This is a genomic window from Aeromonas genomosp. paramedia (assembly GCF_023093515.1).
Taxonomy (GTDB): Bacteria; Pseudomonadota; Gammaproteobacteria; order Enterobacterales; family Aeromonadaceae; genus Aeromonas.
On the sequence record NZ_JAAROG010000007.1, the window covers coordinates 81,562 to 107,530 of the forward strand.

General features: G+C 62.7%; 23 protein-coding genes. 11 read left to right on the forward strand and 12 right to left on the reverse strand.

The genetic code is table 11. The features are described from left to right. Nucleotides 1-9: 9 nt before the first annotated feature. From HB860_RS04930 to HB860_RS04965, 8 genes are all read right to left on the reverse strand, one after another. Complete coding sequence (locus tag HB860_RS04930) at nucleotides 10-3,138, reverse strand: efflux RND transporter permease subunit (protein WP_247625911.1); 3,129 nt, start codon at nucleotides 3,136-3,138, stop codon at nucleotides 10-12. Beyond that, nucleotides 3,135-4,652 carry an efflux RND transporter periplasmic adaptor subunit gene (locus HB860_RS04935; RefSeq protein WP_247625912.1) on the reverse strand — a complete coding sequence of 506 codons (1,518 nt, stop codon included), beginning with the start codon at nucleotides 4,650-4,652 and terminating at the stop codon, nucleotides 3,135-3,137. Before HB860_RS04935 ends, HB860_RS04930 begins: the two co-directional genes overlap by 4 nt. 273 nt (nucleotides 4,653-4,925) lie before the next feature. Continuing rightward, entirely contained in the window at nucleotides 4,926-5,375 is a 450-nt protein-coding gene (locus tag HB860_RS04940; RefSeq protein ID WP_247625913.1) for a hypothetical protein, read from the reverse strand. A 153-nt stretch (nucleotides 5,376-5,528) separates the two neighbouring features. Then, nucleotides 5,529-8,648, reverse strand: coding sequence for an efflux RND transporter permease subunit (locus HB860_RS04945; RefSeq protein ID WP_247625914.1), 3,120 nt, complete (start codon nucleotides 8,646-8,648; stop codon nucleotides 5,529-5,531). Between the two features lie 9 nt (nucleotides 8,649-8,657). Then, nucleotides 8,658-9,857, reverse strand: a complete 1,200-nt coding sequence (locus HB860_RS04950) for an efflux RND transporter periplasmic adaptor subunit (protein WP_247625915.1) — start codon at nucleotides 9,855-9,857, stop codon at nucleotides 8,658-8,660. Between the two features lie 271 nt (nucleotides 9,858-10,128). Further along, entirely contained in the window at nucleotides 10,129-10,935 is an 807-nt protein-coding gene (xthA, locus tag HB860_RS04955; RefSeq protein WP_247625916.1) for an exodeoxyribonuclease III, read from the reverse strand. Between the two features lie 240 nt (nucleotides 10,936-11,175). Further along, nucleotides 11,176-12,138, reverse strand: a complete 963-nt coding sequence (locus tag HB860_RS04960) for an ion channel (RefSeq protein ID WP_247625917.1) — start codon at nucleotides 12,136-12,138, stop codon at nucleotides 11,176-11,178. Nucleotides 12,139-12,197: 59 nt separating this feature from the next. Beyond that, a complete protein-coding gene (locus HB860_RS04965; protein ID WP_247625918.1) occupies nucleotides 12,198-13,844 on the reverse strand; it encodes a tetratricopeptide repeat-containing response regulator in 1,647 nt (548 codons plus the stop codon). 256 nt (nucleotides 13,845-14,100) lie between these two features. On the opposite strand from HB860_RS04965, the gene HB860_RS04970 reads away from it, so the two are divergent. Next, complete coding sequence (locus HB860_RS04970) at nucleotides 14,101-14,526, forward strand: Hsp20/alpha crystallin family protein (protein WP_139436372.1); 426 nt, start codon at nucleotides 14,101-14,103, stop codon at nucleotides 14,524-14,526. 42 nt (nucleotides 14,527-14,568) lie between these two features. Here the strand turns inward: HB860_RS04970 and HB860_RS04975 are convergent, their stop codons facing one another. After that, the gene (locus HB860_RS04975; RefSeq protein ID WP_247625919.1) at nucleotides 14,569-15,606 is read right to left on the reverse strand and encodes an FAD:protein FMN transferase; all 1,038 of its coding nucleotides are present in this window, start codon (nucleotides 15,604-15,606) and stop codon (nucleotides 14,569-14,571) included. A gap of 301 nt (nucleotides 15,607-15,907) precedes the next feature. Here HB860_RS04975 and azu point away from each other — a divergent pair, with 301 nt between their 5' ends. Next, nucleotides 15,908-16,348 (forward strand): azurin, encoded by a 441-nt coding sequence (gene azu / locus HB860_RS04980; protein ID WP_247625920.1) that lies wholly within the window; start codon nucleotides 15,908-15,910, stop codon nucleotides 16,346-16,348. A gap of 199 nt (nucleotides 16,349-16,547) precedes the next feature. Further along, nucleotides 16,548-16,751 carry a hypothetical protein gene (locus HB860_RS04985; protein ID WP_247625921.1) on the forward strand — a complete coding sequence of 68 codons (204 nt, stop codon included), beginning with the start codon at nucleotides 16,548-16,550 and terminating at the stop codon, nucleotides 16,749-16,751. Nucleotides 16,752-16,763: 12 nt separating this feature from the next. Here the strand turns inward: HB860_RS04985 and HB860_RS04990 are convergent, their stop codons facing one another. Further along, on the reverse strand, nucleotides 16,764-17,324 hold the full coding sequence (locus HB860_RS04990; protein WP_247625922.1) for a HutD family protein: 561 nt from the start codon (nucleotides 17,322-17,324) through the stop codon (nucleotides 16,764-16,766). Nucleotides 17,325-17,461: 137 nt separating this feature from the next. Next, nucleotides 17,462-17,884: a MarR family winged helix-turn-helix transcriptional regulator gene (locus tag HB860_RS04995; RefSeq protein WP_247625923.1), complete on the reverse strand. Its 423-nt coding sequence runs from the start codon at nucleotides 17,882-17,884 to the stop codon at nucleotides 17,462-17,464. A gap of 81 nt (nucleotides 17,885-17,965) precedes the next feature. Between HB860_RS04995 and HB860_RS05000 the strand changes: the two genes are divergently transcribed. The 3 genes from HB860_RS05000 (at nucleotide 17,966) to HB860_RS05010 (ending at nucleotide 19,830) form a co-directional block, all read left to right on the forward strand. After that, nucleotides 17,966-18,268: a DUF3861 domain-containing protein gene (locus HB860_RS05000; RefSeq protein ID WP_247625924.1), complete on the forward strand. Its 303-nt coding sequence runs from the start codon at nucleotides 17,966-17,968 to the stop codon at nucleotides 18,266-18,268. 170 nt (nucleotides 18,269-18,438) lie between these two features. Then, the gene (locus HB860_RS05005) at nucleotides 18,439-19,407 is read left to right on the forward strand and encodes a nucleoside hydrolase (protein ID WP_139436384.1); all 969 of its coding nucleotides are present in this window, start codon (nucleotides 18,439-18,441) and stop codon (nucleotides 19,405-19,407) included. 93 nt (nucleotides 19,408-19,500) lie between these two features. Continuing rightward, nucleotides 19,501-19,830 (forward strand): DUF3634 family protein, encoded by a 330-nt coding sequence (locus tag HB860_RS05010; RefSeq protein ID WP_247625925.1) that lies wholly within the window; start codon nucleotides 19,501-19,503, stop codon nucleotides 19,828-19,830. 87 nt (nucleotides 19,831-19,917) lie between these two features. Here HB860_RS05010 and HB860_RS05015 read toward each other — a convergent pair whose 3' ends face one another. Then, nucleotides 19,918-20,826 carry a LysR family transcriptional regulator gene (locus HB860_RS05015; RefSeq protein WP_247625926.1) on the reverse strand — a complete coding sequence of 303 codons (909 nt, stop codon included), beginning with the start codon at nucleotides 20,824-20,826 and terminating at the stop codon, nucleotides 19,918-19,920. A 119-nt stretch (nucleotides 20,827-20,945) separates the two neighbouring features. On the opposite strand from HB860_RS05015, the gene HB860_RS05020 reads away from it, so the two are divergent. The 5 genes from HB860_RS05020 to HB860_RS05040 all read left to right on the forward strand — a co-directional run bounded on the left by HB860_RS05020 (nucleotide 20,946) and on the right by HB860_RS05040 (nucleotide 25,966). Next, the gene (locus tag HB860_RS05020) at nucleotides 20,946-21,389 is read left to right on the forward strand and encodes a carboxymuconolactone decarboxylase family protein (protein WP_247625927.1); all 444 of its coding nucleotides are present in this window, start codon (nucleotides 20,946-20,948) and stop codon (nucleotides 21,387-21,389) included. 500 nt (nucleotides 21,390-21,889) lie between these two features. Next, entirely contained in the window at nucleotides 21,890-22,963 is a 1,074-nt protein-coding gene (gene cyoA / locus HB860_RS05025; protein WP_139436390.1) for a cytochrome o ubiquinol oxidase subunit II, read from the forward strand. Nucleotides 22,964-22,966: 3 nt separating this feature from the next. Beyond that, on the forward strand, nucleotides 22,967-24,943 hold the full coding sequence (cyoB, locus tag HB860_RS05030) for a cytochrome o ubiquinol oxidase subunit I (RefSeq protein ID WP_139436392.1): 1,977 nt from the start codon (nucleotides 22,967-22,969) through the stop codon (nucleotides 24,941-24,943). Continuing rightward, the gene (locus HB860_RS05035; RefSeq protein ID WP_139436394.1) at nucleotides 24,864-25,559 is read left to right on the forward strand and encodes a cytochrome o ubiquinol oxidase subunit III; all 696 of its coding nucleotides are present in this window, start codon (nucleotides 24,864-24,866) and stop codon (nucleotides 25,557-25,559) included. Before cyoB ends, HB860_RS05035 begins: the two co-directional genes overlap by 80 nt. A gap of 74 nt (nucleotides 25,560-25,633) precedes the next feature. Further along, complete coding sequence (locus tag HB860_RS05040) at nucleotides 25,634-25,966, forward strand: cytochrome o ubiquinol oxidase subunit IV (RefSeq protein ID WP_139436396.1); 333 nt, start codon at nucleotides 25,634-25,636, stop codon at nucleotides 25,964-25,966. Nucleotides 25,967-25,969 lie beyond the last annotated feature (3 nt).

A 25,969-nucleotide genomic window follows, 5' to 3' on the forward strand; every position in this document is an offset into this window, starting at 1 on the left:
GCATCAGGGTTATTCGGCCTGTTCGTTCACGCTTTGGTCCAGGGCATGGCGTTTCCACAGATAGAAGGCGGCGGGCAGCACCAGCAGGGTCAGCACCAGCGCGCTCACCATGCCGCCGATCATGGGGGCGGCGATGCGCTGCATCACCTCGGAGCCGGTGCCGTGGCTCCACATGATGGGCAGCAGGCCGGCGATGATGGTCACCACCGTCATCATCTTGGGGCGCAGGCGCAGGGCGGCGCCGTGGATGACTGCCTGGTGCAGGCCTGCCTTGTCCGGCTTGCCGCTCGCCACCAGGTCATCCCAGGCGTGGTTGAGGTAGACCAGCATCAGGACGCCGGTCTCCACCGCCACCCCGGCCAGGGCGATAAAGCCCACCCCCACCGCCACCGAGAGGTTGAAGTCGAGCAGCCAGAGGGTCCAGATCCCGCCCACCACGGCGAGCGGCAAGGTAGTGAGGATGAGCAGCACCTCCTGGAAGCGGCGAAACGCCAGATAGAGCAGCAACACGATAATGGCGACGGTCAATGGCACCACGTAGGCGAGGCGCGCCTTGGCCCGCTCCATGTATTCGTATTGCCCAGACCAGGTGAGGGCATAGCCCGCCGGCAGCGCCAGCTGCTTGTCCACCTCGGCCTTGGCCTCTGCCACAAAGGAGCCGATGTCGCGGCCGCGAATATCGACGTAGACCCAGCCGTTCAGGCGCGCATTCTCGCTGCGCAGCATGGGGGCCTCGTCGCTGATATAGACCCGGGCCACGTCCGCCAGCGCGATGCGCGCGCCGCTCGGGGTCACCAGCGGCAGCAGCTCCAGACTGGCTACCGAGTCGCGATAGCTCTGGGGGTAGCGCAGGTTGATGGGGTAGCGTTCGCGACCCTCTATGGTCTGCCCCACCTCCATGCCGCCCACCGCGGTGGCGAGCACCGCCTGCACGTCGGCGATATTGAGGCCGTAACGGGCAGCCTTGAGCCGGTCGATGTCCACCTTGACGTAGCGGCCGCCGGCCACCCGCTCGGCGTAGACCGATGAGGCCCCTTCCACCTTGCCGACGATCTGCTCCAGCTGCTGGCCGAGCTGCTGAATGACCTTGAGGTCCGGCCCCGCTATCTTGATGCCGACCGGGGTCTTGATACCGGTGGCCAGCATGTCGATGCGGGTCTTGATGGGGGGCACCCAGGCGTTGGTGAGGCCGGGGAAGCGGATGAGGGAGTCGAGCTCCTCTTTGAGCTTCTCCGGGGTCATGCCGGGGCGCCACTGATCCCGGGGCTTGAGCTGGATGCTGGTCTCCATCATCACCAGGTCTGCAGGGTCGGTGGCCGATTCGGCGCGCCCCGCCTTGCCGAACACGTTCTGCACCTCGGGGACGGTGCGAATGAGCTTGTCGGTCTGCTGCAGGATCTCCCGCGCCTTGCCCACCGAGATATTGGCCGCGGTGGTGGGCATGTACATGATGTCCCCCTCATCGAGCGGCGGTATGAACTCGGAGCCCAGGTACTTGAGCGGCCAGAAGCCCGCTACCGTCACCACCGCCGCCAGCATCAGCGTGGTTTTCGGACGGGCCAAGACGGCCTTGAGCAGCGGCACATAGCCCTGGCTTAGCCAGCGGTTCAGCGGGTTGGCCTGTTCCGCCAGCACCTTGCCGCGGATGAAGTAACCCATGATCACCGGCACCAGCGTGATGGCGAGTGCGGCCGCAGCGGCCATGGCGTAGGTCTTGGTGTAGGCGAGGGGGTGGAACATCCGCCCCTCCTGCGCCTCCAGCGCGAACACCGGCAGGAAGCTGATGGTGATGATCAGCAGGGAGAAGAAGATGGCGGGCCCCACCTCTATGCTCGCCTCGGTGATGATGCGCCAGCGGTTCTTGTCGGTGAGCGCCTCCCGCTCCATATGCTTGTGGACGTTCTCGATCATCACGATGGCGCCATCCACCATGGCGCCGATGGCGATGGCGATGCCGCCGAGCGACATGATGTTGGCGTTGATCCCCTGCAGGTGCATCACGATAAAGGCCACCAGAATAGCGATGGGCAGGGTGATGACCACCACCAGGGACGAGCGCAGGTGGAACAGGAAGGCGAGGCAGACCAGCACCACCACCGCGAACTCCTCAATGAGCTTGCCGGAGAGGTTGTCGATGGCGCGCTGGATAAGATCGGATCGATCGTACACTGTGACGATCTCCACCCCTTCCGGCAGGCTGCTTTTCAGCTCAGCCAGTCGCGCCTTGACCCCGTCGATGGTGTGCTGGGCATTCTCGCCATAGCGCATGACTATGATGCCGCCCACCACTTCCCCTTCGCCGTTGAGCTCGGCAATGCCGCGCCGCATCTGGGGGCCGGTGACCACATCCGCCACATCCCCCAGCAGCAGCGGGGCGCCGCGTACAGTGGTACCGAGCGGGATCTGCTTCAGATCCTCCACGCTCTTGAGGTAGCCATTCGAGCGCACCATGTACTCCGCTTCCGCCATCTCGATGACGGAGGCGCCGGTCTCCTGGTTGCCCTGCTGGATGGCGGTCTCGATGAGGGAGAGCGGGATGCCGTAGGCGCGCAGCTTGTCCGGGTCGACCCGTACCTGATACTGGCGCACCATGCCGCCCACGGTGGCGACCTCGGAGACGCCGTCCACCGTCTGCAGCTCGAACTTGAGCAACCAGTTCTGCAACGAGGTGAGCTCGCTGAGGTCATGCTTGCCGGTTCTGTCCACCAGGGCGTACTGGTAGACCCAGCCCACCCCGGTGGCATCGGGGCCGAGCTGGGGGCGGGCAGAGGCGGGCAGATTGGGGGCCACCTGGCTCAAATACTCCAGCACCCGGGCACGGGCCCAGTAGAGGTCGGTGTTGTCGTCAAACAGCACATAGACGAAGGAGTCGCCGAAGAAGGAGTAGCCGCGCACCGTGGTGGCCCCCGGCACCGCCAGCATGGCGGTGGTGAGCGGGTAGGTCACCTGATCCTCCACCACCTGAGGCGCCTGGCCCGGATAGGAGGTCTTGATGATCACCTGGACGTCGGAGAGATCCGGCAGGGCGTCCACCGGGGTCTGCTTCACCGACCAGAGCCCCCAGGCGGTGAGCATGAGGGTCAACAGCAGCACCAGAAAGCGGTTGCCGACGGACCAGCGAATGATGGAAGGGATCATGACTTCTTCTCCATCTCGGGCATCGCCATCTGATGCTGGCTATGGTCCATGCCTTCCATCTCATCCTTTACCGGCGCATCAGCGCTGGCCGGAGCACTCTCCTGATGGATGCTGGTGATGCGGTACTCATCCCCCTCCTGCAACACCTGCAGATGGAGAGTCTGTCCCTCGGCCAGCTTGCTGATGTCGACCCCGTCCGCCACGGTGAACGCCATCTCCATGGCGGGCCACTGCCACTCGGGGATGGGCTGGTGGGAGACCATCAGGGTACGGTTGGCCAGATCGATGCTCTCAACCTCGCCCTGGGTCCACACCTGGGCGGGGCGCACCGCCGTCATGCGCTGGAAGTCAGAATCGATGGCCGATTCGGAGTCGAGCAGGAACTGGGCCGAGCTGACTATGCTGTCCCCCGCTTCGACTCCCTCCCTGATGGCCACCTTGTCGCCAAACTGGGGGCCCAGGGTGACGGCGACCGACTTGAAGCTGCCATCCCCCAGCGCCAGCACCAGCCTGTCCTGGCTGCCGGTGCGGATCACCGCTTCGCTCGGCACCACCAGCCGGGGTTCCCCCTGCCCGGTGCGAATGCTCACCTTGGCGAACATATTGGGTTTCAAAAACTCGTCCGGGTTGGCGAAGCGCAGCCGCACCTTGAGGGTGCGAGTGGCGGCATCCAGGGTCGGGTAGAGGTAATCGACCCGGCCCTGCCAGTGGCGGCCGGGGGCGTAGTCCAGGGTCATGGTGACCGGATCCCCCACCTTCAGCTGGGCCGCCTGGCGCTCGAACACCTCGGCACTCACCCACACCTGTTTGAGGGTGCTGATGTTGAACAGCGCCGCGGCGGGCTCCACATACTGGCCCTCGCGCACCTTGAGCTCGGAGACATAACCGCTGCTCGGGGCATAGATGCGCACCGTCTCCTGCACCTGGCGGCTGCGCTTGAGGGCCGCTATCTGATCAGCCGGCACCTGCAGGGACTTGAGCTTGCCCTCGGCGGCGCGCAGCAGCAGGGGGTTGGCGGTGTTGAGCGCCAGCAGATACTCGTGCTGGGCGTTGACCAGATCCGGGGCGTAGAGCTCGTAAATCAGGCTCCCCTTGCTGACCTGCTGCCCCTCGCTCTTGATGGCGAGGGTGCGGATCCAGCCTGCCATACGGGCGTTGACCGCCTCCAGCCTGTCCTCGTCATAGCCGACATAGCCCACCGTCTCGATCTGCTGGTGGATGGGCAGCTTTTCGACCTTGGCGAGTCGCACCCCCAGGTTCTGCTGGATCTCGGGGCTGATGGTGACGGTGCCGGGGGAGCCGCTTTTCTGCTCCTCATAGACGGGGATGAAGTCCATCCCCATGTTGTCCTTGGCGGGGCCATCGCGCTTGTCGCGGGGATCCATGGGGTTGACCCAGTAGAGCGGCGTCTTCTCGGCGCTGGCGCCATTGCCAGGCAGGTGGCTGGCGACCCAGTAGCCGCCACCGGCGCCTAGGGCCAGCAGCAGGGCGGACATCAACAGTGTCTTGTTCATGACAGGCCTCCGGTGCGCGGGAGGCGAAGGGGCGACTGGCACGGCCGCGCGCAGGCAGACCGGGTAACTGGGGTGGATGACATGGTATCTCTTCTCTTCTGTCAGGCCGCCGAGTGGGTGATGGGTAAGGCATCACGGGCGGCAAACGGGGCGCAGCTGTGTCAGCGCGCACGGCTCCCTGCGAGCGGGCCGGTTTGGCCAGGGCACAGGGTCAGGCAAGGCGGCAGAAAACGGGCAAGCCGAGGCTTGCCGCCGCCGCGAGAGAAGCGCTTTCTAGTGGCGCAGCACCGACAGCATCAGGTGTCGGCGCGGCCAGGAGGGAGGGTGGGTGCCGCGGGATCGCAGGAAGGGATCCCGCAACCAGTTGTCCAGAACGTTGCCAACCGTCCCGAGGGGCAGCAGCAACAGGGGCAGGGCGAGCAGGGTCAGCAGGGCGGCCAGCAGCGGCAGCCCGGCCCCCATGGGCGAGGTGAGGCCGCCGTGCATCTGGCACTCGTCCTGATTGGGGTCGGCGGCCGCGTAGCCATCACCGCCGTCGTGGCAGGAGAGCCCCTGCATGGCCGCAGGCATGGTGGCGGCCCCGTTCATGGCGAGGGAGGAGGACGTCGCCTCCTCACTCGCCGCCGCGCCATGCCAGCCGATGCAGAGGGTGAGATTGCAGACGAGCAGCAGCCCCAGCAACAGCCGGGCGATGAGCACTGTGGGCAATCTCGATGACAACATGGGCGGTTTCCCTGGGACGGATGGGCCGAGTCTAAACCTTGCCGAAAGGTGAAGGTCAAGGCGTGGCAAACCCCGTCAGCCAAAGAGTTGATATGGATTAAGAAATGGCGGGATTGCGAACAAAAAAGCCCCCGCATGGGCGGGGGCTCAGGGTCAGGGTTTGGGGGGCTGGGCTCGCGACTCCGATCGATTCATGATGAGGCGGAAGAAGAGCGGGATGAAGAAGATGGCGATAAAGGTCGCCGCCAGCATGCCGCCTATCACAGGCCAGCCGAGGGCATGGCGGCTGGCGGCACCGGCGCCGCTCGAGGTCACCAGCGGCACACAGCCGAGGATGAAGGCGAGCGACGTCATGGCGATGGGACGAAAACGCAGCCGCGCCGCCTCCAATGCCGACTCGAGGAGGCTCATTCCCTCCTCGTGCTTCATCACGGCGAACTCCACTATGAGGATGGCGTTCTTGGCGGCAAGGCCGACGAGGGTCACCAGCCCTATCTGGAAGTAGACGTTGTTGGTCAGCCCCACAGTCCAGGTGGCGAGCAGGGCGCCGAACAGGGCGAAGGGCACGGCGGTGATCACCGCAAACGGCAGTGTCCAGCGCTCATACTGGGCCGCCAGGATGAGGAACACCATCAGGATGCCGAAACCGAACGCGGTGCCGGCGCTGCCTGCGGCCTCTTTCTCCTGATAGGCGGAGCCGGTCCAGGCCAGGGTGGCCTCATTGCCCAGGGTGTCGTTGGCAACCTCCTCCAGTGCGGTTATGGCCTGGCCCGAGCTGTAGCCCGGTGCGGGTTGGGCCATGATCTTGGCCGCCTGGAAGATATTGAAACGCTCCACCAGCTCGGGACCCGTGGTGTCACGCACCGTCACCAGGCTGCTGAGGGGGATCATATCCCCCTTGTTGGAGCGCACATAGACGTTGCGAATGTCGCTCTTCCTGGCGCGGTAGTCCGCCTCGGACTGCAACTGCACCCGGTAGGTGCGGCCGAACTGGTTGAAGTCATTGACATAGACCTGGCCGAAGGTGGCCTGCATGGTGTCGAACACGGCGTTGATGGGCAGCCCCAGCGCCTTGGCCTTCTCGCGGTCGAGATCCAGGAAGACCTGGGGCACATTGGCGCGATAGGTGCTGGTGACGCTGGCCAGTTCGGGGCGTTGCTTGGCCGCCTCCAGCAGGCTGTCGACCTCGGCGGCGAAGGATTTCGCATCGCCGCTGCCGCGGTTCTGCAGATAGGCCTCCAGGCCGCCAGTGGTGGACATGCCCTGGATCGGGGGCGGGTTGAAGGAGGCGACGAAACCATCGGACTGCCCCATGGCGCTGAGCCCCTGCAGTGTCTTGGCCAGGGAGAAGGAGTCCTGACCCTCACCCTCGCGCTCGCCCCAGGACTTCAGGGGGAGGAAGCTCACCCCCCGGTTGCTGACGATGGAGCTCGACAAAATGTCAAAGCCGGAGAAGGTCACCACGTCCTGCACATGAGGGTTGGCCATGGCGATCTGGTCGTACTGATTGGCCACCGCCTGGGTGCGGGTCAGGGAGGCGGCATCCGGCAGCATGACGGCGGAGAGCAGGTAACCCTGATCCTCGTTGGGCACCAGCTCCCCCGGCACCTTCATCAGCAGGCCGTAGATGGAGACCAGGATCACCGCGATGATGGTGAACGCCACCCCGACCCGGCGGTTGAGGAAGGCCACCCCGCGTACGTAGCGGGCGGTGAGGCTGTCGAACATCCGGTTGAACCAGACGAAGAAGCGGGCGGGTTCATGATGGCCCTCTTTGAGCAAGATGGCGCACAGGGCCGGCGACAGGGTCAGGGCTATCAGACCCGAGATAGCGACCGAGACGGCGATGGTGATGGCGAACTGCTTGTACATCACCCCCGTCATGCCGCCCATGAAAGCGACTGGCAGGAAGACGGCGCAGAGCACCAGCACTATGGCCACCACAGGGCCTGAGACCTCCTGCATGGCGAGAATGGCCGCCTCCTTGGGGGAGCACTTCTTCTCGCGCATGATCCGCTCGACGTTCTCCAGCACCACTATGGCGTCATCCACCACTATCCCGATGGCGAGCACCATGCCGAACAGGGTCAGCAGGTTGATGGAGAAGCCCAGTACCAGCATGCCGGCGAAGGTGCCGATGAGCGACACCGGCACAGCAATACAGGGGATCAGGGTGGCACGCAGGTTCTGCAGGAACAGATAGACCACGATAAACACCAGCACGATCGCCTCGAACAGGGTGTGCACCACCTCCTCGATGGAGATCTTCACGAACTCTGTGGTGTCGTAAGGGATGCGGTAATCCACATCCTGGGGGAAGCGGGCCTTGAGGCGCTCCATGGTCTCATGGACCTGGTTGGCCACAGCGACGGCATTGGCCCCCGGCTGCAGGTAGGTGAAGATCCCCACCGCCGGCTTGCCATTGAGGCTGGCGGTCACATCGTAGTCCTTGCCGCCGAGTTCGACCCTGGCCACATCCCGCAGACGGATCTTGGAGCCATCCGGCATGGAGCGGACGATGATGTTCTGGAACTCGGTCACGTCCTCGAGCCGGCCCTTGGTCTGCACCGTGTAGGTGAAGTCGATGGGCGCCGTGGTGGGCTGGGCGCCTATCTTGCCGGCCGCGAACTGGGTGTTCTGCTCGCGGATGGCGCCTATCACGTCGCTCGGAGTGAGCTCGAGCTGAGCCAGCCGGTCCGGCCGCAGCCAGATACGCATGGCATAGTCGGTGCCACCGAACAAGGTGATGTCGCCGACCCCAGGGATGCGCTTGAGCTCATCGATGATGTTGAGCAGAGCGTAGTTGGAGAGGTAGGTGGTATCGAAGGTTCCCTTGGGCGAGGCCAGGGTGACGACCTGGAGGATGGAGGTCGACTTCTTGCGTACCGTGAGCCCCTGTTGTTTGACGTCATCGGGCATCTGCGCCATGGCGGCGGAGACCCGGTTGTTGACGTTGATGGTGGCCTGATCCGGGTCCGTCCCTATCTTGAAGTAGACGTTGAGGTTCATCTGGCCATTGGAGGCGGAGGAGGACTGCATGTAGATCATGTCCTCCACCCCGTTGATCTGCTGCTCCAGAGGCGCGGCGACCGTTTTGGCGATCACTTCCGGGGTCGCCCCTGGGTAGTAGGTGGTGACCGAGACCACGGGTGGGGTGATCTGGGGATACTGCTCGATGGAGAGGGAGCGCATCGCCGCCAGCCCGGCCAGCACTATGATGATGGAGATCACGCTGGCGAAGATGGGGCGCTCGATGAAGAACTTGGAAAACATAGAAACTCCTTACTGAGCGCCGCTGCGACTGATGACCTCGGCGCTGATCGCCTTCATCTGTTCCGGACTGACGGGCTTGACGGTGGCGCCGGGACGCGCCTTCATCAGGCCTTCGGTCACATAGCGTTCTCCCGCCTTGAGGCCGCTTTCGACCAGGACGCCGCCCTCGACACTCTGGCCGAGCTTGACCAGACGAGGCTCAACCTTGTTGTCGGCACCGACCACCATCACCATGCGATCGGCCTGGGCTTGCTGTATGGCGCGCTCGGGGATCAGGATGGCATTCTTGCGCACCCCGAGTTCTATGGTCATGCGCACGAACTGGCCGGGCAGCAACTTGCCTTGCTTGTTGTCGAAGATGGCGCGGGCACGAATGGTGCCGGTCTGGGGATCGACCCTGTTATCCGAGAAGTTGATCTTGCCCGCGTCGGGATAGACGGAGCCATCTGCGAGGCGGATATGGGTGCGCCAGTTAGTGCTGTCCTGGGCTTGCAGCTTGCCGCTCTTGAGGGAGTTCTCGAAGGTGAGGCGATCCTGCTCCGAGTAGGAGAAGTTCACATAGAGAGGATCGAACTGGGTGATGGTAGTGAGCAGGCCACTGTCGCCGCTGGTGGTGATGAGGCTGCCCTCGGACTGTGAACTCTTGCTCGCCATGCCGTCTATGGGGGCGGTGACCCTGGTGTAACCGAGGTTGAGCGCCGCCTCCTTCACCTTGGCCTGGGCGGCTTGCAGGGAGGCCAGCGTTGCCTCGTAGTTCGCTATGGTGTCGTCATAGTCCTTGCGACTCACCACCTGGCGACGATAGAGGGGAATGGTGCGATCCTTGTCTGCCCTGGCCTTGTTGAGGCGGGCCTGCTCCTGGGCCAGGCTGCCTTGCGCCTGCTCCAGCGCCGCCTGATAGGGGGCGGGATCGATCAGGAACAGCTCTTGTCCCTCGGTGACCGGCTGGCCCTCCACATAGGTGCGCTTGAGCAGGATGCCGCCGACCCGGGAGCGCACATCGATCTCGCGAAAGCCGGCGGTCTCGCCGACCACTTCGGTGGTGAGGGGCACATCGGCAGGGGTGACGGTGGCCACCACCACGGGGACCGGGGGCAGTGTCTGGGCCTGGGCGCTTTTGTCGTTGCCACAACCCGTGAGCGCACTGGCGAGTGCCAGGGCCATAAAACCGCGTTTGAATGCTTCTTTCCTGGCGCCTGAAACCTTCATCTTCACACTCCTGCCGGTTGAGCCACTATGGTTGTGTGCAACTTGGATATCAATGGGGGCTGTTAATGACATGTTTGCACATTTAACGTTTTGCAATACAAGGGTTTTTTAATAATAGAGTGACAAAGTTGAACCTGAGCTGTTGGCTCGGGACCTTACGGCGGGAGGAGAGGTGGGGCGCGACAGCCTGTGACAGGGACGGTGAAAGGGTAGGCAGCGAGGAGCAAGCAAGTGCCAGTGGGGGCCTGATGCCCCCACTGGCGGGCGTTCATCAGGCGAAGCAGGTCCAGATGGGGGCGTGATCCGAGGGTTTCTCGATGCCGCGCAGCTCGTAGTCGATGCCGGTCTCGGTCACCTTGTCCTTCAGGGCGTCGGAGGCCATGATGAGGTCGATGCGCAGGCCCCGGTTCTCGTCAAAGCCCCTGGAGCGGTAGTCGAACCAGGAGAAGCGCTCGCACTCGGTGGGGTTGGCGGCGCGGAAGGTGTCGGTCAGGCCGAACCCCTTGAGGCGCTCCATCCACTCCCGCTCTATGGGCAGGAAGGAGCACTTGCCATCCCGCAGCCAGCGCTTGCGGTTCGCCTCGCCGATGCCGATGTCGAGATCCGTGGGGGAGATGTTCATATCCCCGATCAGCGCTATCTGGTCGTCCGGGCTGTGGTGGGTCTCGAGGTAGTGCTGCAGGTCCTCGTAGAACTTCTGCTTGGCCGGGAACTTGGTCTCGTGATCCTGGCTCTCCCCTTGCGGGAAGTAGCCGTTCATCACCTTGATGATGGAGCCGTCTTCCCGTTTGAAGCTGGCCATGATCATGCGGCGCTGGGCGTCTTCCGGATCGGTGGGGAACCCCTTCTGCACCTCGATGGGGGCCTGCTTGCTCATGATGGCGACCCCGTAGTGACCCTTCTGGCCGTGAAACACCACGTGATAGCCCATGGCCTCCACGTCCGCCACCGGGAAGGCCTCGTCGTGCACCTTGATCTCCTGCAGGCCGATCACATCCGGCTGGTGCTTGTCGATGATGGCTTGCAACTGATGAAGACGGGCGCGCAGGCCATTGATATTGAAAGAGATGATCTTCATGTTCGGGGTGCTCATGTCGTTTTTATTAGTCGCTATTGGACTAGGAATCCGGTCTGGATGCAAGTTCCGGGGGACGCCCTGTGCCGCTCCTGAACTTGCATCGGAACCTGTTCACTATCTGTCGGCAAGGTGAAGCGCAGGAACCTGAGTGTATAGGTATGCATGAGAGCGTCTGGTGACACATCAGCGAGCAGCACATGCGCCCTGGAAGCGGCCTCACAGCAAGATCGTGGACAGGTTTTAGCGGGTCATCTTCTTGACAAACACCACCACGAACAGCGCCAGCGTGAAGCTGCCGGTGAAGGCCTCGAAGGCGGCGAAGATCCGCGACAGGCCGACCGGAGTGAAGTCGCCATAGCCCAGGGTGGTGAAGGTCACCACGCTGTAGTAGAGGCATTCGAGCAGGAAGATGGCGTTCTCTTCGAGGGTCGCCTCCGGGCGGTAGATGAGGTGGTTGCCCGCGAAGTTGAGACCGCAGAAGAAGTAGAAGATGCTGCAGATGAAGATGAGCAGCAGGGAGAAGAGCACCACCCGCATGGGGGCCTCCCCGTAGCCGCAGAAGAGATCCACTATCCAGGAGGCGAAGCGGTGATAGGACCAGAACGGCATCTGCAGGCGGCGCATGGTGAGCTCCTGCTGGATGTAGCGGCCTGACATGGTGAAGATCCCCTGGGCCTCCGAGGCCTTGCGCAGATCCCGATAGGTCTCTTCCGCCTCCTTGAACCAGACGCGGGCCTGCACCGGATCCCGCTCGCGTCGCCCCTTCCTGTCCTGCATCAGGCGCCTGCCGGTGTCCAGGTTGTCGAGCCGGGTGTTCTTCCAGCGGATGCCGAGCAGGTTGACGTCGTGCAGCTCGGCGCAGTGCAGGTTGGCCTCGCTGAGGTCGGCCTTCATCAGGCTGCCGCCCTTGATGCGAATGCCAAAGAGGTGGGCGCCCCTCAGGTTGGCGCGATAGAGGTTGCACTGCTCCAGCAGGAACCCCTGTGGCCCCTCTCTGTTCACCAGGTTGAGACCGGCGAGATCGGCGCGGGCCAGTTGCAGACCGTGGCACAGGCCCCCCTGGCGCACATAGCGCTCCAGCGCCGCGGCCGTGTCCGGTGACGAGTGGGAGGCGTGGGGGTCGTGCCAGTGGCACAGGTCGTGATCCCCCGCCTCTTCGCTGCAGTGGCGGCCATCTGCCACCAGGTATCGGCACATCCCCATGCTGTCGCCCCTCCTTGTCTGAGTCTGTATCAGCATAGGTGAGGGAGAGGTGCCGCTGGCTAGGCTAGCTGGTTAAATTCCTGGCGCAGCTTGCGAAAGCGATCCTGCTGGGCGGGATTGAGGGGGATGCCTTCCAGCACCTCCAGGGTTTCCTTGCACTCGGCGCCAAATTCCGGGCTCTTGCGGTTCTTCTGCATCAGCTGCAGCAGCACCTGGATCTTGTTGAGGGCGGCGCCGGTATTGGCGGGAGCCCGGCGCAGGGCTTCGCGGAAATGGCCGAGGGCCTGCTCCAGCTCCCCGCTCTGGTAGGCCTTGATGCCGAGATCGTTGAGCTGCTGGTAGCGCTGACGGCGCTCCTGCACCGTCTTGTCGTCGCGGGTCACCTGGATGCAGGTGGTGAGCAGCCTGTCTTCATCCTCCGCCAGCAGGGATTGCAGGCTCTCGGCGTACTCGAACTCCCCGAGCTGGTAGAGGGCGAGTATGGTCTCGCCGAGCAGGGCGGGGGGCATGGTCTCGGGCTTGTCGAGCCAGTTCTGGTTGGCGCGATAGAGCATCTTCTTGCCCTTGAGCAGCTCCCCCAGGGCGATGCGCACCCTGGCCTGACAGATCTGCTCGAACACCGGGTAGTTGAACTCCGACATCATCAGGGAATCCCGAATGCGCGACAGGGCCGAGTTCACCTGCTTTTGCAGGTTGGCGATGTGATAGCCGTCGTTGCTGTTGAGGGCGTACAAGGTGAGGGTCTGGATATAGGCCCCGAGATAATGCGGCGTGCGGTGGATGGAGTTGCGCGACAGGTCGATGAGGGCGAGCAGCACATCCTTGGCCTGGCCGTAGTCGTGGCGCTGCAGGCACACCTCTGCCAGCCGGCGGGAGAGCTGCACCGACTGGGGGGAGATGTCCACCGCCCGGCGCAGCTCCTGCTGGGCCAGCTCCTCCTTGCCAAGGGAGAGCAGGGACTCCGCCAGCCAGAGGTGGGCCTCCACCATCAGGGGGGTGTTCTTGAGCGTCGCCTGCAGGTGGCTCACCGCCTCGTCATAGAGCGCCAGACGGTAGCAGGCCTTGCCCAGGGTCAATCTGGCCCAGCTGTTCTCCTGGGCGGCCAGCAGCTGGCGCATCAGGCTGCGTGCCTCCTTGGCCTGGCCGAGCTTGAGCTGGGTGTCGGCCTGCAGGCAGCGGCAGAAGTTGGCAAAGCGCGGCACCGCATCGGCCTGTCTGGCACAAGCCTCGATCAGCGCCGGCATATCGTTCTGGGTGAGGGCGATGAAGACGCTCTCCAAGGACTGGCGACGGGCGAGGGCACGCTTCAAGCGAAACGAGAACTGCTCCTGGGAGAAGGGCTTCATCAGGTATTCGTCGGGCTCGGCCTCGAGCGCGCTCAGCACCATGGCGCGAGAGCTGTCGCTGCTGACCATGATCACCACGCTCTGGGGCGGGATCAGCTGCTGGTCCCGCAGGCTCTCCAGCAACTGGCGACCGTTCTCGCCCGCTCCCAGCTCGTAGTCCAGCAGATAGATGTCGAAGCTCTCCTTCTGGCAGCGGCGGCGCGCCTCGTCGGCGGAGTTGATGTAGGTGATGCGGTTGATGCCGATGTTGATCAGCATCGCCTTCATCATCATCTGAAAGGATCGCTGCTCGTTGACCAGCAGGATGCGCCTGGGTTTGGGCTGGGCTTTCTTCTCTGGTGCGGGATCCGGTGTCTGCATCTGTCTTGCATCGAGGCGCTGCGGGCTGGTGGGAGAAGTGTGCCACCAAAGTCCGCAGACAGGCAATTGAACATGGGAAGGGGCCCCGTTTTTCCCGCCAGGGCAAGAGGCAGTCCGCAAAAAATCATGGTGCGCCCTTGATCTTCATCAACCGGACGCGAGATGGCAGTGGCGCGGTTCGGCCCGGTTTTTAGACTTGAAGGGAGGCAGATCCCGGCGATCTGCAGACATCACCCGCACCACAAGGAGGAATCAAATGAGTTTGCTACCGAGCCGCACCAGCCTGTTTGATGACCTGTTCCACGACATGGCCTCCGGCTTCTACATCCGGCCCCTGCACGGGGATCCCCTGCCCAGCCGGATCACGCTGGATCTGAGGGAGAGCGACGGCGGTTACCTGCTGCAGGCCGAGCTGCCCGGGGTGGCCAAGGAGGACATCCACGTGGACGTGCACGGCAAGCTGGTGACCCTGAAGGCGGAGATCCGCCAGCACGACAGCCAGAGCAAGGAGGAGAGATCCCTGCGCAGCGAACGCTACTATGGCAGCGTGTCGCGCACCGTCGAGCTGCCGGTGGAGGTGGCGCCGGATAAGGTCAGCGCCCGCTTCGAGAACGGCATCCTCACGTTGCAACTGCCCAAGCAGGCGGTCACCCCGGCGCCCCATCGCGTCCCCATCGAATAGCGCGCCGTCATGAAAAGGCCCCGCATTGCGGGGCCTCGTCGTTCATGGCTGGCTGCGCACCAGGTAGGGGGCAAACTCAGGGGTGTGGCGAGCCGCAAAGCCCGTGGCCGTCTTCTCGATGAGATAGACCGCCAGCTTGTGCTCGGTGGCAAAGGCCATCGCCTGCTCGGGCCCCATCACCATGAGGGCGGTGTCGAGGGCGTCGGCCTCGAGCGCGGTGGGGGTGATGACGCTGGCGGAGACCAGCTTGTGGGTGACGGGCTCGCCGGTGGCGGGATCTATGATGTGGGAGTAGCGCCGGCCATCGAGCTCGTAATAGTTGCGGTAGCTGCCGGCGGTACTGAGGGCCATGCCGTTCGGGGTGACCACGTCCTCGATGGCGCCCGGCCTGTCCGAAGGCTCGACGATGGCCACCCGCCAGGGGTTGCCCTTGTCGTTGTGCCCCTTGCTGCGTACGGCGCCCGCCACCTCGACGAGGTAGTTGTACACCCCCTTGCGCTCCAGCAGCGCGGCGATGTCATCGGACGCCGCCCCTTCCCCCAGGGTGGAGAGATCCAGATAGAGGTCGGGGATGGCCTTGCCAAGCAGGAAATGGTCCCCTTGCGGCGTCAGGCTGAGCTTGTCGATGCCGACCCGCTCCCGCGCCCGGGCGATCTGCTCTGCGGTGGGCCGCTTGACCGGGCGCTTGTCCGGCCCGAAGCCCCACAGGTTGACCAGGGGGCCCACGGTGACGTCCAGCTTGCCCTGGGTGAGGCGCCCCGCATCCATGCCCTGTTGCACAATCTTCGCCATGCTGGCCGGTATGGGCATGGGGGCCTTGCCTGCATCCTGGTTGAAGCGGGAGATGAGGGAGCCTGGATCATAGGTGGAGATCTCCTGGTTGATGCGTGCCAGCAGGGCATCGACCTCTCCCTGCAGCGCGGCCTGGCCGCCGGGGAAGGGGTCGCTCAGGGTCACCGCATAGTAGGTGCCCATGGTGTTGCCCTGAATGCGGGTCTGGGTCGGCGCCGGCTGACAGGCGGTCAACAGCAGCATCAGGGAGAGCAGCAGGCCGCGGGGGGCCAGGGAGAGGGTCTTCATCTTGCATTCTCGCGGGAGTCATCGACGGGGGAGCAGCTTAGCCAAGGGCGCCGCCATTGACGAGCCCCGGTGGCCGGGTCCGGGTGAAAATAATTAAGCCGCGCTGGGGTGAAGCCGGCCGATCTGTTCCACAGTTCAATGGACTCGGGGAGTGACCTGGTCCGCAGCTTTGAGCAAAAGCGGCAGCCCTTCGGTGACATTTGGGTACAATGAAGATCGATCATGACAGCATCTTTGCGTGTCGACGTGCGATTCGCCAGACAAGGGTGTTGCCATTCCTCGCCAATCAAAGGAGAAGATGATGAAAAAGGTGTTAACCCTGCTGCTTCTGAGTTCCCTGGCTGCCCCGGCGCTGGCCGATGAGTGCGCCCTGGTCATCGAAGGCAATGACGCCATGCAGTTCAATCAGAAGGAGATGAGCGTGCCGGCCACCTGCAAGGAGGTGACTGTGACTCTCAATCACACGGGCAAGCTGCCGGTGGCCAACATGGGTCACAACTGGGTGCTGGCCAACACCGCCGACTATCAGGCCATCGCCACCGCGGGCATGAGCGCCGGCGTCGATCACGACTACCTGCCCAAGGACGACGCCCGTATCCTGGCGCACACCAAGCTGGTGGGGGGCGGCGAGAGCACCAGCGTCACCTTCAAGACCGACGGGCTGGCGGGCAAGGATCTCACCTTCTTCTGCTCCTTCCCCGGCCACTTCGCCTTGATGAAGGGCGCCTTCAAGGTCGGTTGAGCCGCACTGGCCTGACGGGAAAAAGCCGGGATATCCCGGCTTTTTTGTGTCCGCTTGCCGTGATTGCGGCATCAGTTGGATGCCCATGAGGGCGGTATCGCGCGCCGTTTCATGATCCGGCGCGGGGTGAGTGGGGACGGAAGAGGATAAGATAGGCCCCTTTCGGACCTGATGGTCCGCTCAAGAGGAACAGGTTGTCGTGAGAAACGCCATCAAGTGGGTGGTCGGCTGTTGCCTGCTGCTATGCGCCATCGCGCTGGCAGCAGAGCCCCCGGTCAAGAAGAGCAGGAGCGGCATCTGCCATCCCCAGGGCGGCACCTACTACAGTCGCACCAAGCACTACACCCCCTACGACTCCATGCAGGCCTGTCTCGACAGCGGGGGACGAGCCCCCAAACGCTGACGGTATGCCGGATCAGCCGATGGGCTGCAGGGTAAAGAAGGCGAGGGTGGTCTTCTTGCCGCACTCGAAGTGGATGCTCTCCTCCCCCTTGACCACCAGGGTCTCGTTGATGGCCACTGCCTGGCCTGCCACCGTCAGCTGGCCGCTCAGCAGGTGGCAGAGGTAGGTCTTGTCCACCTCCAGGGTGAGGGTCAGGGGGAAGGGCACATTGAGCACCCGCACGTTGGCGCCGATGCGTTCCGGGTCGTAGATGAGCCCCAGATCCGTCACTTCCTTTTTCAGCAGCTCGCAGTGGGTCTCGTCATCCCCGCTGAAATGGGCCGCCTCGAAGGTGGCATAGGGGTGGCCGTTGAGCACGAAACCGGCGCCGCTGACGGGCAGCAGGATGCGCTGATAACCGGGAAATTTGGAGAAGGGGCCCGCCGCCTTGATGGGGGCCGAGCTAAGCCGGTAGTCAAAATCGAGCTTCTCCAGGCTCGAGCCCGGGGGGGAGACAAGGATCTGGGCCGTGGTGCCCTGCCTGTTTTTCCAGGGCATCTTCAGCTGGTCAGACTCTTTAATCAGGGTGATCACGTTGGCGCCTCGGCGAGGAGTGGGAAGAGAGGGGCCAGTGATACCATCTCCGGGAGTGGCTCACAAGGCGGCGTCAGCGGGGGCCGTGCTGGTTGGCCACAAATCAGGCAATGGAGCCCTTGATGCAGGTGTTGGATCTAATCGGTTGATCCCAGCCCTTTTTCTATCTTGCCCAGCAGTTGCTGCAACTGCTCTACCTCTGCCGGTTCCAGCAGGGAGCACAACCGCTCGTCGAGCAATGCGGCCAGCTGCTCCCCCTGGTTGACGCGCTCGCAGGCCAGCGGGGTCAAGGCCAGACAGATGCTGCGTTTATCCGTCGGATGGGGCCGTTTCTCTATCATCCCCTGTCTCTCCATCTCCTGCAGCAGGCGTGTCACCTGCGCCTTGTCGCGGCCCGTCAGCTGTGCGATGAGCTGTGGTGTGGCCGGATCCTGTGCGTGGATCAGTTGCAGCACCTTGTAATGGAGGGGGCTAAGGGCGATCTGCTGTGCCCGAAAATGCTGCGCCAGGGCGATTCTGTAGTGATCGAGGATCCGGAAGAGACGGTTTGATAGCTTCATGGTTGATAAAGTCAACTTAAATTGGTTTAATTGATTTTATCAACCATATGGGCAAAAGCCCAGCCCGAGAGGAGATGAAAGATGCCACACCCGTATCGTGTACAGGTCCAGGCGCTGGACCGCGAGGTGCCCCCGTTGCAGTTCGATTGCCAGAATCACGACGACATATTTGCCATCCTGGCGCTCAGCAAGGGGAAGCTGCCCATGTCGGAGCAGGAACATCAGGCGTTTATCGTCGGATTGAAGCTGTTCGGCGAAGTGATGATGCAGCATCGCAAAGAGGAGCTGTTCAAGGGGCTTCTCCCCCATTTCAAGCAGTTCATGGGGCAGCTGAAACGCACTGTCAGGGGACAGGAGGCCGAGGTAGAGCCGTCCCGGCAGTGATGTCAGCCTGATCCGGAAGGCAAGGCAAGGGCTAGTGCCCACCATGGCGCAGCCCGGTTTTTGTCATGACGCCAGCATGCTTGAGGCAGATGAAACCCCAGGCTGTGATCCTGACGCTGTTAATCGGGCCCGGGGTCGCTACACTGGCACTTCTGCCGTATGGAGGCCCCATGACCCACAAGATCATTCTGGATACCGATCCCGGTATCGACGACGCCATGGCAATACTCTTTGCCGAGGCCCACCCCGCCATCGACTTGCTCGCCATCACCACAGTGTTTGGCAATGCCACCATAGAGAACGGGACCCGCAACGCCCTCTGGCTCAAGCAGAAATACGGCATGAAGGCAGAGGTGGCCCAGGGCGCCGCCGCGCCGCTGCTGCGCGAGCCCGTGGGGCCGACGACAGTGGTGCACGGCCCGAGCGGGCTGGGGGACGTGGAGGCGGGGGAGGTGACCCTGACCCCGGATCCCCGCCCGGCCTGGCAATACATAGTCGAGACGGTGAAGGCCAACCCCGGCGAGATCACCCTGGTAACCATCGGGCCGCTGACCAACCTGGCGCTGGCGCTCGAGGCCGCCCCCGAGATCACCTCGCTGGTGAAGCAGGTGGTGGTGATGGGGGGCGCCTTTGGCGTCAACGGCCATCGCGGCAACGTGACCCCCTATGCCGAGGCCAACATTCACGACGATCCCGAGGCGGCCGACCGGGTGTTCACCGCCCCCTGGCCCGTGGTGATCATCGGGCTGGACGTGACCCAGCAGAGCTTCTTCAGCAGTGCCTACCTGGATGCCCTGCGGGACGACGCCGGTGAGCCCGGCCGCTTCCTGTGGGCGGTGAGCCGCTTCTACCTGCGCTTCTATTCCGAGCGCATCGGCCTCAATGGCTGCCACGTGCACGATCCGTCCGCCATCGCCTATGTGATCGATCCCGAGCTGTTCACCCTGCGGGAGGGGCCGGTGCGGGTCATCGACCATGGCCCCGCCATCGGCCACACCCTGCAGAAGTTCGACGGCAAGTCCCACCCCCATGATGAGTGGGCGGGCTATCCGGCCCAGCGGGTCGGGGTGGCGGTGCGGGATCAGGCCCTGCTGGCGCTCTATCGCGACACCCTGGTGGCCTGGGGCAAGGATTGCTGAGACGGGGATGGGCAAAACGTGATGTCCGCCCACTCCTCGCCGACCGCCGCCACATATACTGACGCACATCAAGGCAGGCAAAGGGAGAGATAGATGGCCTGGTTGTCGTTGTTGGTGGCGATCGCCCTGATAGGGTGGTTGATGACGCTGGGGCGTGGCGCCCTGTTCGAGATCCGGCTTGCCCCTGGCAAGGTGCAGGTGAAGCGAGGCTCGGTGCCGCCGCGCTTCCTGGCCCAGGCCAAGCAGATCCTGCAGCAGGAGCCGGTACGGGGGCGCATCCTGGGTCAGCGCGATGGCAACGGGGTCAGGCTGGTCTTCTCCCGCTCCATCCCGGAGCCCGTGGCCCAGCGCCTGCGCAACGTATTCCCTTACGGGGACTACAGGGGCGCGGCCCAGACCCCGGATGGGCGCAACGCTCGCTGACCGCGTTCTGTTGACGCTGTCGTTCACTTCCGGCGCCGGGCACTCTGCCCGGCGTCTGCTTTTCCCTCAGGCCAGAGCGCGCCGCTATCAGCGCGGCCCTTGCAAGGGCTTCATCACCTCGATCAGAAAGTCGATGAAGGCGCGGGTCTGGGGCTTCAGGAAGCGGCCGCCCCTAAACACCGCATGGATCTCGTCATGACGATCCTCGTACGGGGAGGCCTGCCACCCGGGCAGCAGTGGCAGCAAGGTGCCGCTGTCCAGCCCCTGCTGCACCATCCAGCTCGACAGCAGCAGTATGCCGGCGCCCGCCTCGGCCGCGCACAGCAGCGGCGTGCCGCCGACCGAGGCGAGGTTGCCCCGCACCGCGACCCTGTGCCGCTGCGCCCCTTGCCGGAAATACCAGTGCTGGCGCTGACGGCCATGGCCGCGGATGAGGCAGTTGTGGTGTGCCAGCTCATCGGGGTGGGTTGGCTCGCCGTGGCGGGTCAGATAGGCGGGGGAGGCGACCAGCAGGGTCCGGTTGGTGAGCAGATGGCGGCTATGGAGGCCGCTGTCCACGGGACGCCCGATGCGCACCGCCAGGTCCACGTTTTCGGCGTCGAGATCCACCAGCCGGTTGTCGAGCTCGATCTCGAGCCGTACCCCGGGGTAGCGGGCCAGGAAGGCCGGCAGGCGCGGCGCCAGCCAGGTGGTCCCGAAGCTCTCGAACACCGAGACCCGAAGCGGGCCCTCTGGTGCCACCGGCAGGGGTTGCAGGGATTGCACCAGCTGATCCGCCTCCTCCAGCAGGCGTACCGAGCGGGCCAGGAAGTACTCCCCCTGCTCGGTCAGCACCAGCTGGCGGGTGCTGTGCTTGAACAGGGGGATCCCCAGCTGTTGCTCCAGCGCATCTATGGTGCGGGTCACCGAGGAGGGGGCCAGGTTGAGGGCGCGGGCGGCCCGGGAGAAACTGCCCGACTCCACCACCTGAGCCAGGATACGGACGCGATCCAGCATGGGTATACCTTTGCGGTAAATGCAAAACTGTTGCAGGTTGTGGCGGTATTCTATCCATGGATGAAAGCGTGAACAATGTGCTCATCGCCCATGGGGGCGCTCATCCAAGGAGTCTTGCCATGTCTCACCGTATCCAGCTCGCCAGCCAGATCCCCGCCGCCATCCAGGCCATGCGGGGGCTGGAAACCTATCTCGGCGGCACCGACATTCCCCTGTCGCTCAAGGAGCTCATCAAGCTGCGGGCCTCCATGCTCAACGGCTGCGCCTACTGCATCGAGATGCACGCCGAGGTGGCGATGAAGCACGGCGACAGCCCCCAGCGCTTGCTGGCGCTGTCCGCCTGGCGCGAATCCCCGCTGTTCGATGCGCGAGAGCGGGCCGTGCTGGCCCTGACCGATGAGGTGACCCTGATCGGCGAGCGAGGGCTTACCGAGGAGACCTACCAACGGGCCCTGGCCCTGCTGGGGGAAACCCTGCTGGCCCAGTGCCTGATGCAGGTGGTCACCATCAATGCCTGGAACCGCATCGCAGTGGCGACCCGAATGGAGCATAAACACCCCTGAGGGAGACCCCGTGGTGGGGTGTCGTCTCAAGCGGGCCTTGCATGAGGCCCGTTTTTCATGGCGAGCCCCAGACAGGGCAACCCCTTCTGCGCTTCTTTCGGTCCCGGGAAGTTAATCATACATTCGTTTGATTAATTATTTTTTTATTTCCCCTCGGAATATACGCATCCAGATCAAGGAATGGCGAGGGCGCTTGTGCATCAAGAGGGGGTTGAATGGCTCTTTTTTGCCCTGTTTCTCCCTCTGAAAATAAGGGTAATGGACCATTTTGATTGATTGGTGAGCGATTTTGGCGGGGAGATAAATTAACGGGAGATGAATTGAGAGTCTGTGAATTTAATAAATTGGTCGCTGTCAAGCGATTAACATCTGATACCTGTTTTCACCACCCTTGGAACATTTTTGGGATTAATTTTTCATGTTGTTCACATGCCGGTCTGATGCAATAAAATGCGGCATTTTTATTATACCAATAAGCCTTGAAACGATGAGGACATTGCATGAGACCTTTTGAAGTAAAGAGGGGCTTGGGCGCTTTGCTGTTGATGGCAACCGCTGGCTTGCTGAGTGGCTGCGACATGGCTCTGATGAGCCCCAAGGGGCAGGTTGGTCTGGAGCAGAAGTCACTGATATTGACCGCACTCGGGTTGATGTTAATCGTGGTGATTCCTGTGATTATTATGACGGTGGCATTTGCTCGTAAATACAGAGCATCCAATACCACTGCCAAATACACCCCGGATTGGTCCCACTCCAACAAGATTGAAGCGGTCGTCTGGACCGTGCCCGTCATTATTGTCGCCATCCTGGCGGTGATTACCTGGAAAACCTCCCACTCCCTCGACCCCTACAAGCCGCTGGAATCTGACGTCAAACCGATCCAGGTCGATGTGATTTCGCTGGACTGGAAATGGCTGTTCGTCTATCCGGAGCTGGGGATCGCCTCGGTCAACGAGCTGGCCTTCCCGGTCAACACCCCGATCAACTTCCGGGTGACCTCAGACACAGTGATGAACTCCTTCTTCATCCCCCAGCTGGGCGGTCAGATCTACGCCATGGCCGGGATGCAGACCAAGCTGCACCTGATTGCCAACGAGGCGGGTCAGTACAAGGGGATCTCCGGCAGTTACAGCGGCGCCGGTTTCTCTGGCATGAAGTTCAAGGCGATTGCCACCCAGGACCAGGCCGGTTTCGATGCCTGGGTCGCCAAGGTGAAACAGTCTCCCAAGATGCTGAGCACCATGGGTGAGTTCGATGCCCTGGCCAAGAAGAGCGAAAACCACCCGGTTGAGTACTTCGCCAGCGCCGATCCCAAGCTGTTCGTCAATGTGATCAACAAGTTCATGGGCGGCATGTCCCATGGCGGCCATGACGCTGCAAAAGATGGCGCCATGGACCACGAGGCCATGAAGCATGACGCCGCGAAAGCAGAACCCATGGACCACAAGGCCATGAACCATGACGCTGCAAAAGCAGAACCCATGGACCACGCGGCCATGAGTCACGACGAGCATGCCGGACACATGGCCACGTCCATGGCTGACAAGAGTGTGAAAGCAGGATCCGAGGAATAATCGATGTTTGGAAAATTGACACTCGAGGCTGTTCCGTACCATGAACCCATCATCATGGTTACGATAGCCGGTATCATCTTGGGTGGGCTGGCGCTTGCCGGTCTCATCACTTATTACGGCAAGTGGCAATATCTGTGGAAAGAGTGGTTCACCTCGGTAGACCACAAGCGCCTCGGTATCATGTATCTCATCTTAGGGATGGTCATGCTGCTGCGCGGCTTCGCCGATGCGGTCATGATGCGTGGTCAGCAGGTCATGGCCTCCGCCGGTAGCGAAGGCTACCTGAACGCGCACCACTACGATCAGATCTTCACCGCCCACGGCGTCATCATGATCTTCTTCGTGGCCATGCCGCTGGTGATCGGCCTGATGAACATCGTGGTGCCACTGCAGATCGGTGCCCGTGACGTCGCCTTCCCCTTCCTGAACAACCTGAGCTTCTGGTTTACCGCCGCGGCCGTGGTGCTGATCAACGTCTCCCTCGGGGTCGGTGAATTCGCCCAGACCGGCTGGCTGGCCTATCCGCCCTTGTCGGGGCTGGAGTTCAGTCCCGGGGTCGGGGTCGATTACTGGATCTGGAGTCTGCAGATTTCCGGGTTGGGTACCCTGCTGACCGGTGTCAACTTCTTTGCCACCATCATCCGGATGCGTGCCCCCGGCATGACCATGATGCGTCTGCCGGTGTTCACCTGGACCGCCCTGTGCGCCAACATCCTGATCATCGCCTCCTTCCCGATCCTGACCGTCACCATCGCCCTGCTCACCGCAGACCGTTACCTGGGTACCCATTTCTTTACCAATGACATGGGTGGCAACATGATGATGTACATCAACCTGATCTGGGCCTGGGGTCACCCCGAGGTGTATATCCTGGTGCTGCCGGTGTTCGGGATCTTCTCCGAAGTGGTGGCGACCTTCTGCAAGAAGAAGCTGTTCGGCTACACCTCCCTGGTGTGGGCGACCGTGGCCATTACCGTGCTCTCCTTCGTGGTCTGGCTGCACCACTTCTTCACCATGGGGTCTGGCGCCAACGTCAATGCCTTCTTCGGCATCACCACCATGATCATCTCCATCCCGACCGGGGTGAAGATCTTCAACTGGCTGTTCACCATGTACCGCGGTCGCATCGAGTTCACCTCCCCCATGCTGTGGACCGTCGGCTTCATCATCACCTTCACCGTGGGTGGCATGACAGGGGTACTGCTCTCGGTGCCGGCCGCCAACTTCGTGCTGCACAACAGCCTGTTCCTGATCGCCCACTTCCACAACGTCATCATCGGCGGCGTGGTGTTCGGTTGCTTCGCCGGTATCACCTACTGGTTCCCGAAAGCGTTCGGCTTCAAGCTCGATGACGTCTGGGGCAAGCGTGCCTTCTGGTTCTGGATCACCGGCTTCTTCGTGGCCTTCATGCCGCTCTACGTGCTGGGCTTCATGGGCATGACCCGTCGTGTCAGCCAGAACATAGATCCCGAGTTCCACGGCTGGCTGGTGGTTGCCGCCTGCGGCGCCGGCCTCATCGCCATCGGCGTCTTGTGCCAGCTCATCCAGGTCGTGGTCAGTATCCGTGACCGCGAGAAGAACCGTGACTGGACCGGCGATCCCTGGGGTGGCCGTACCCTGGAGTGGGCCACTTCCTCTCCGCCGCCCTTCTACAACTTCGCCATCGAGCCCAAGGTGACCGGTCTGGACGCCTTCTGGGAAGCGAAAGAGGACGGCAGCGCCTATCGCCAGCCGGCCAAGTACGCTCCCATCCACATGCCGAAGAACTCAGGTGCCGGTGTCATCATCGCCGCCTTCAGCGTGGTGTTTGGCTTTGCCATGATCTGGCACATCTGGTGGATGGCCATCGCCGGCTTCGTCGGCATGATCGCCACCTGGATCATCCACAGCTTCAACGACGATGTGGACTACTACGTACAGGTTGACGAGATCGAGCGCATCGAAGGTCAGCATTTCGACAATATCAACAAGGTGGCTTAACTCCATGGCGACTGACGTTCTACATCACTCTCACGGTGCCCATGAGGATGGGCACCATGATGCCGGTGCCACCAAGGTATTCGGCTTCTGGATCTACCTGATGAGTGACTGCATCCTGTTCGCGACCCTGTTCGCGACCTATGCGGTCCTGGTCAACGGCACTGCCGGCGGCCCCACCGGCAAGGACATCTTCGAACTGCCGTTCGTGTTCGCCGAAACCATGCTGCTGCTGCTGAGCTCCATCACCTTCGGGTTCGGCATGCTGGCCATGAACAAGAACAAGGTCTCCGCGGTCAACACCTGGCTGCTGGTCACCTTCCTGCTTGGCGCCGGCTTCATCGCCATGGAGATCTACGAGTTCCATCATCTGATCGTCAACGATGCTGGCCCGGATCGCAGCGGCTTCCTCTCCGCCTTCTTCACCCTGGTCGGTACCCACGGTATCCACGTGACCAGCGGCCTTATCTGGATCATCGTGATGATGGTCCTGATCAGCAAGAAGGGGCTGACCGAGCGCAACCGCACGCGCCTGATGTGCCTGAGCCTGTTCTGGCACTTCCTCGACGTGGTGTGGATCTGCGTCTTCACCGTGGTCTATCTGATGGGGGTCATGTAATGAGTCATTCCGTTGACAATATTGACTGTGCCAGCCACGACAGTGTCAGAACCTATCTGAAGGGGGTCATGTAAATGAGCACTCATTCCGTTGACAATCACGGCGCCAGCCACGGCAGCGTCAAGTCCTACATGACCGGCTTCGTGCTGTCACTCATCCTGACCGCAATCCCGTTCTGGATGGTGATGGACGGCTCCGCCTCCCATGCCATGGTGCTCGGCACCGTAGTGGCCATGGCGGTGGTGCAGATCTTCGTGCACCTGGTCTACTTCCTGCACATGAACACCTCCTCCGAGGAGCGCTGGAACCTGGTGGCACTGGTCTTTACCGTGCTCATCATCGCCATCGTGGTCGTGGGTTCCCTGTGGATCATGTACAACCTCAACATCAACATGATGGTTCACTGAGCG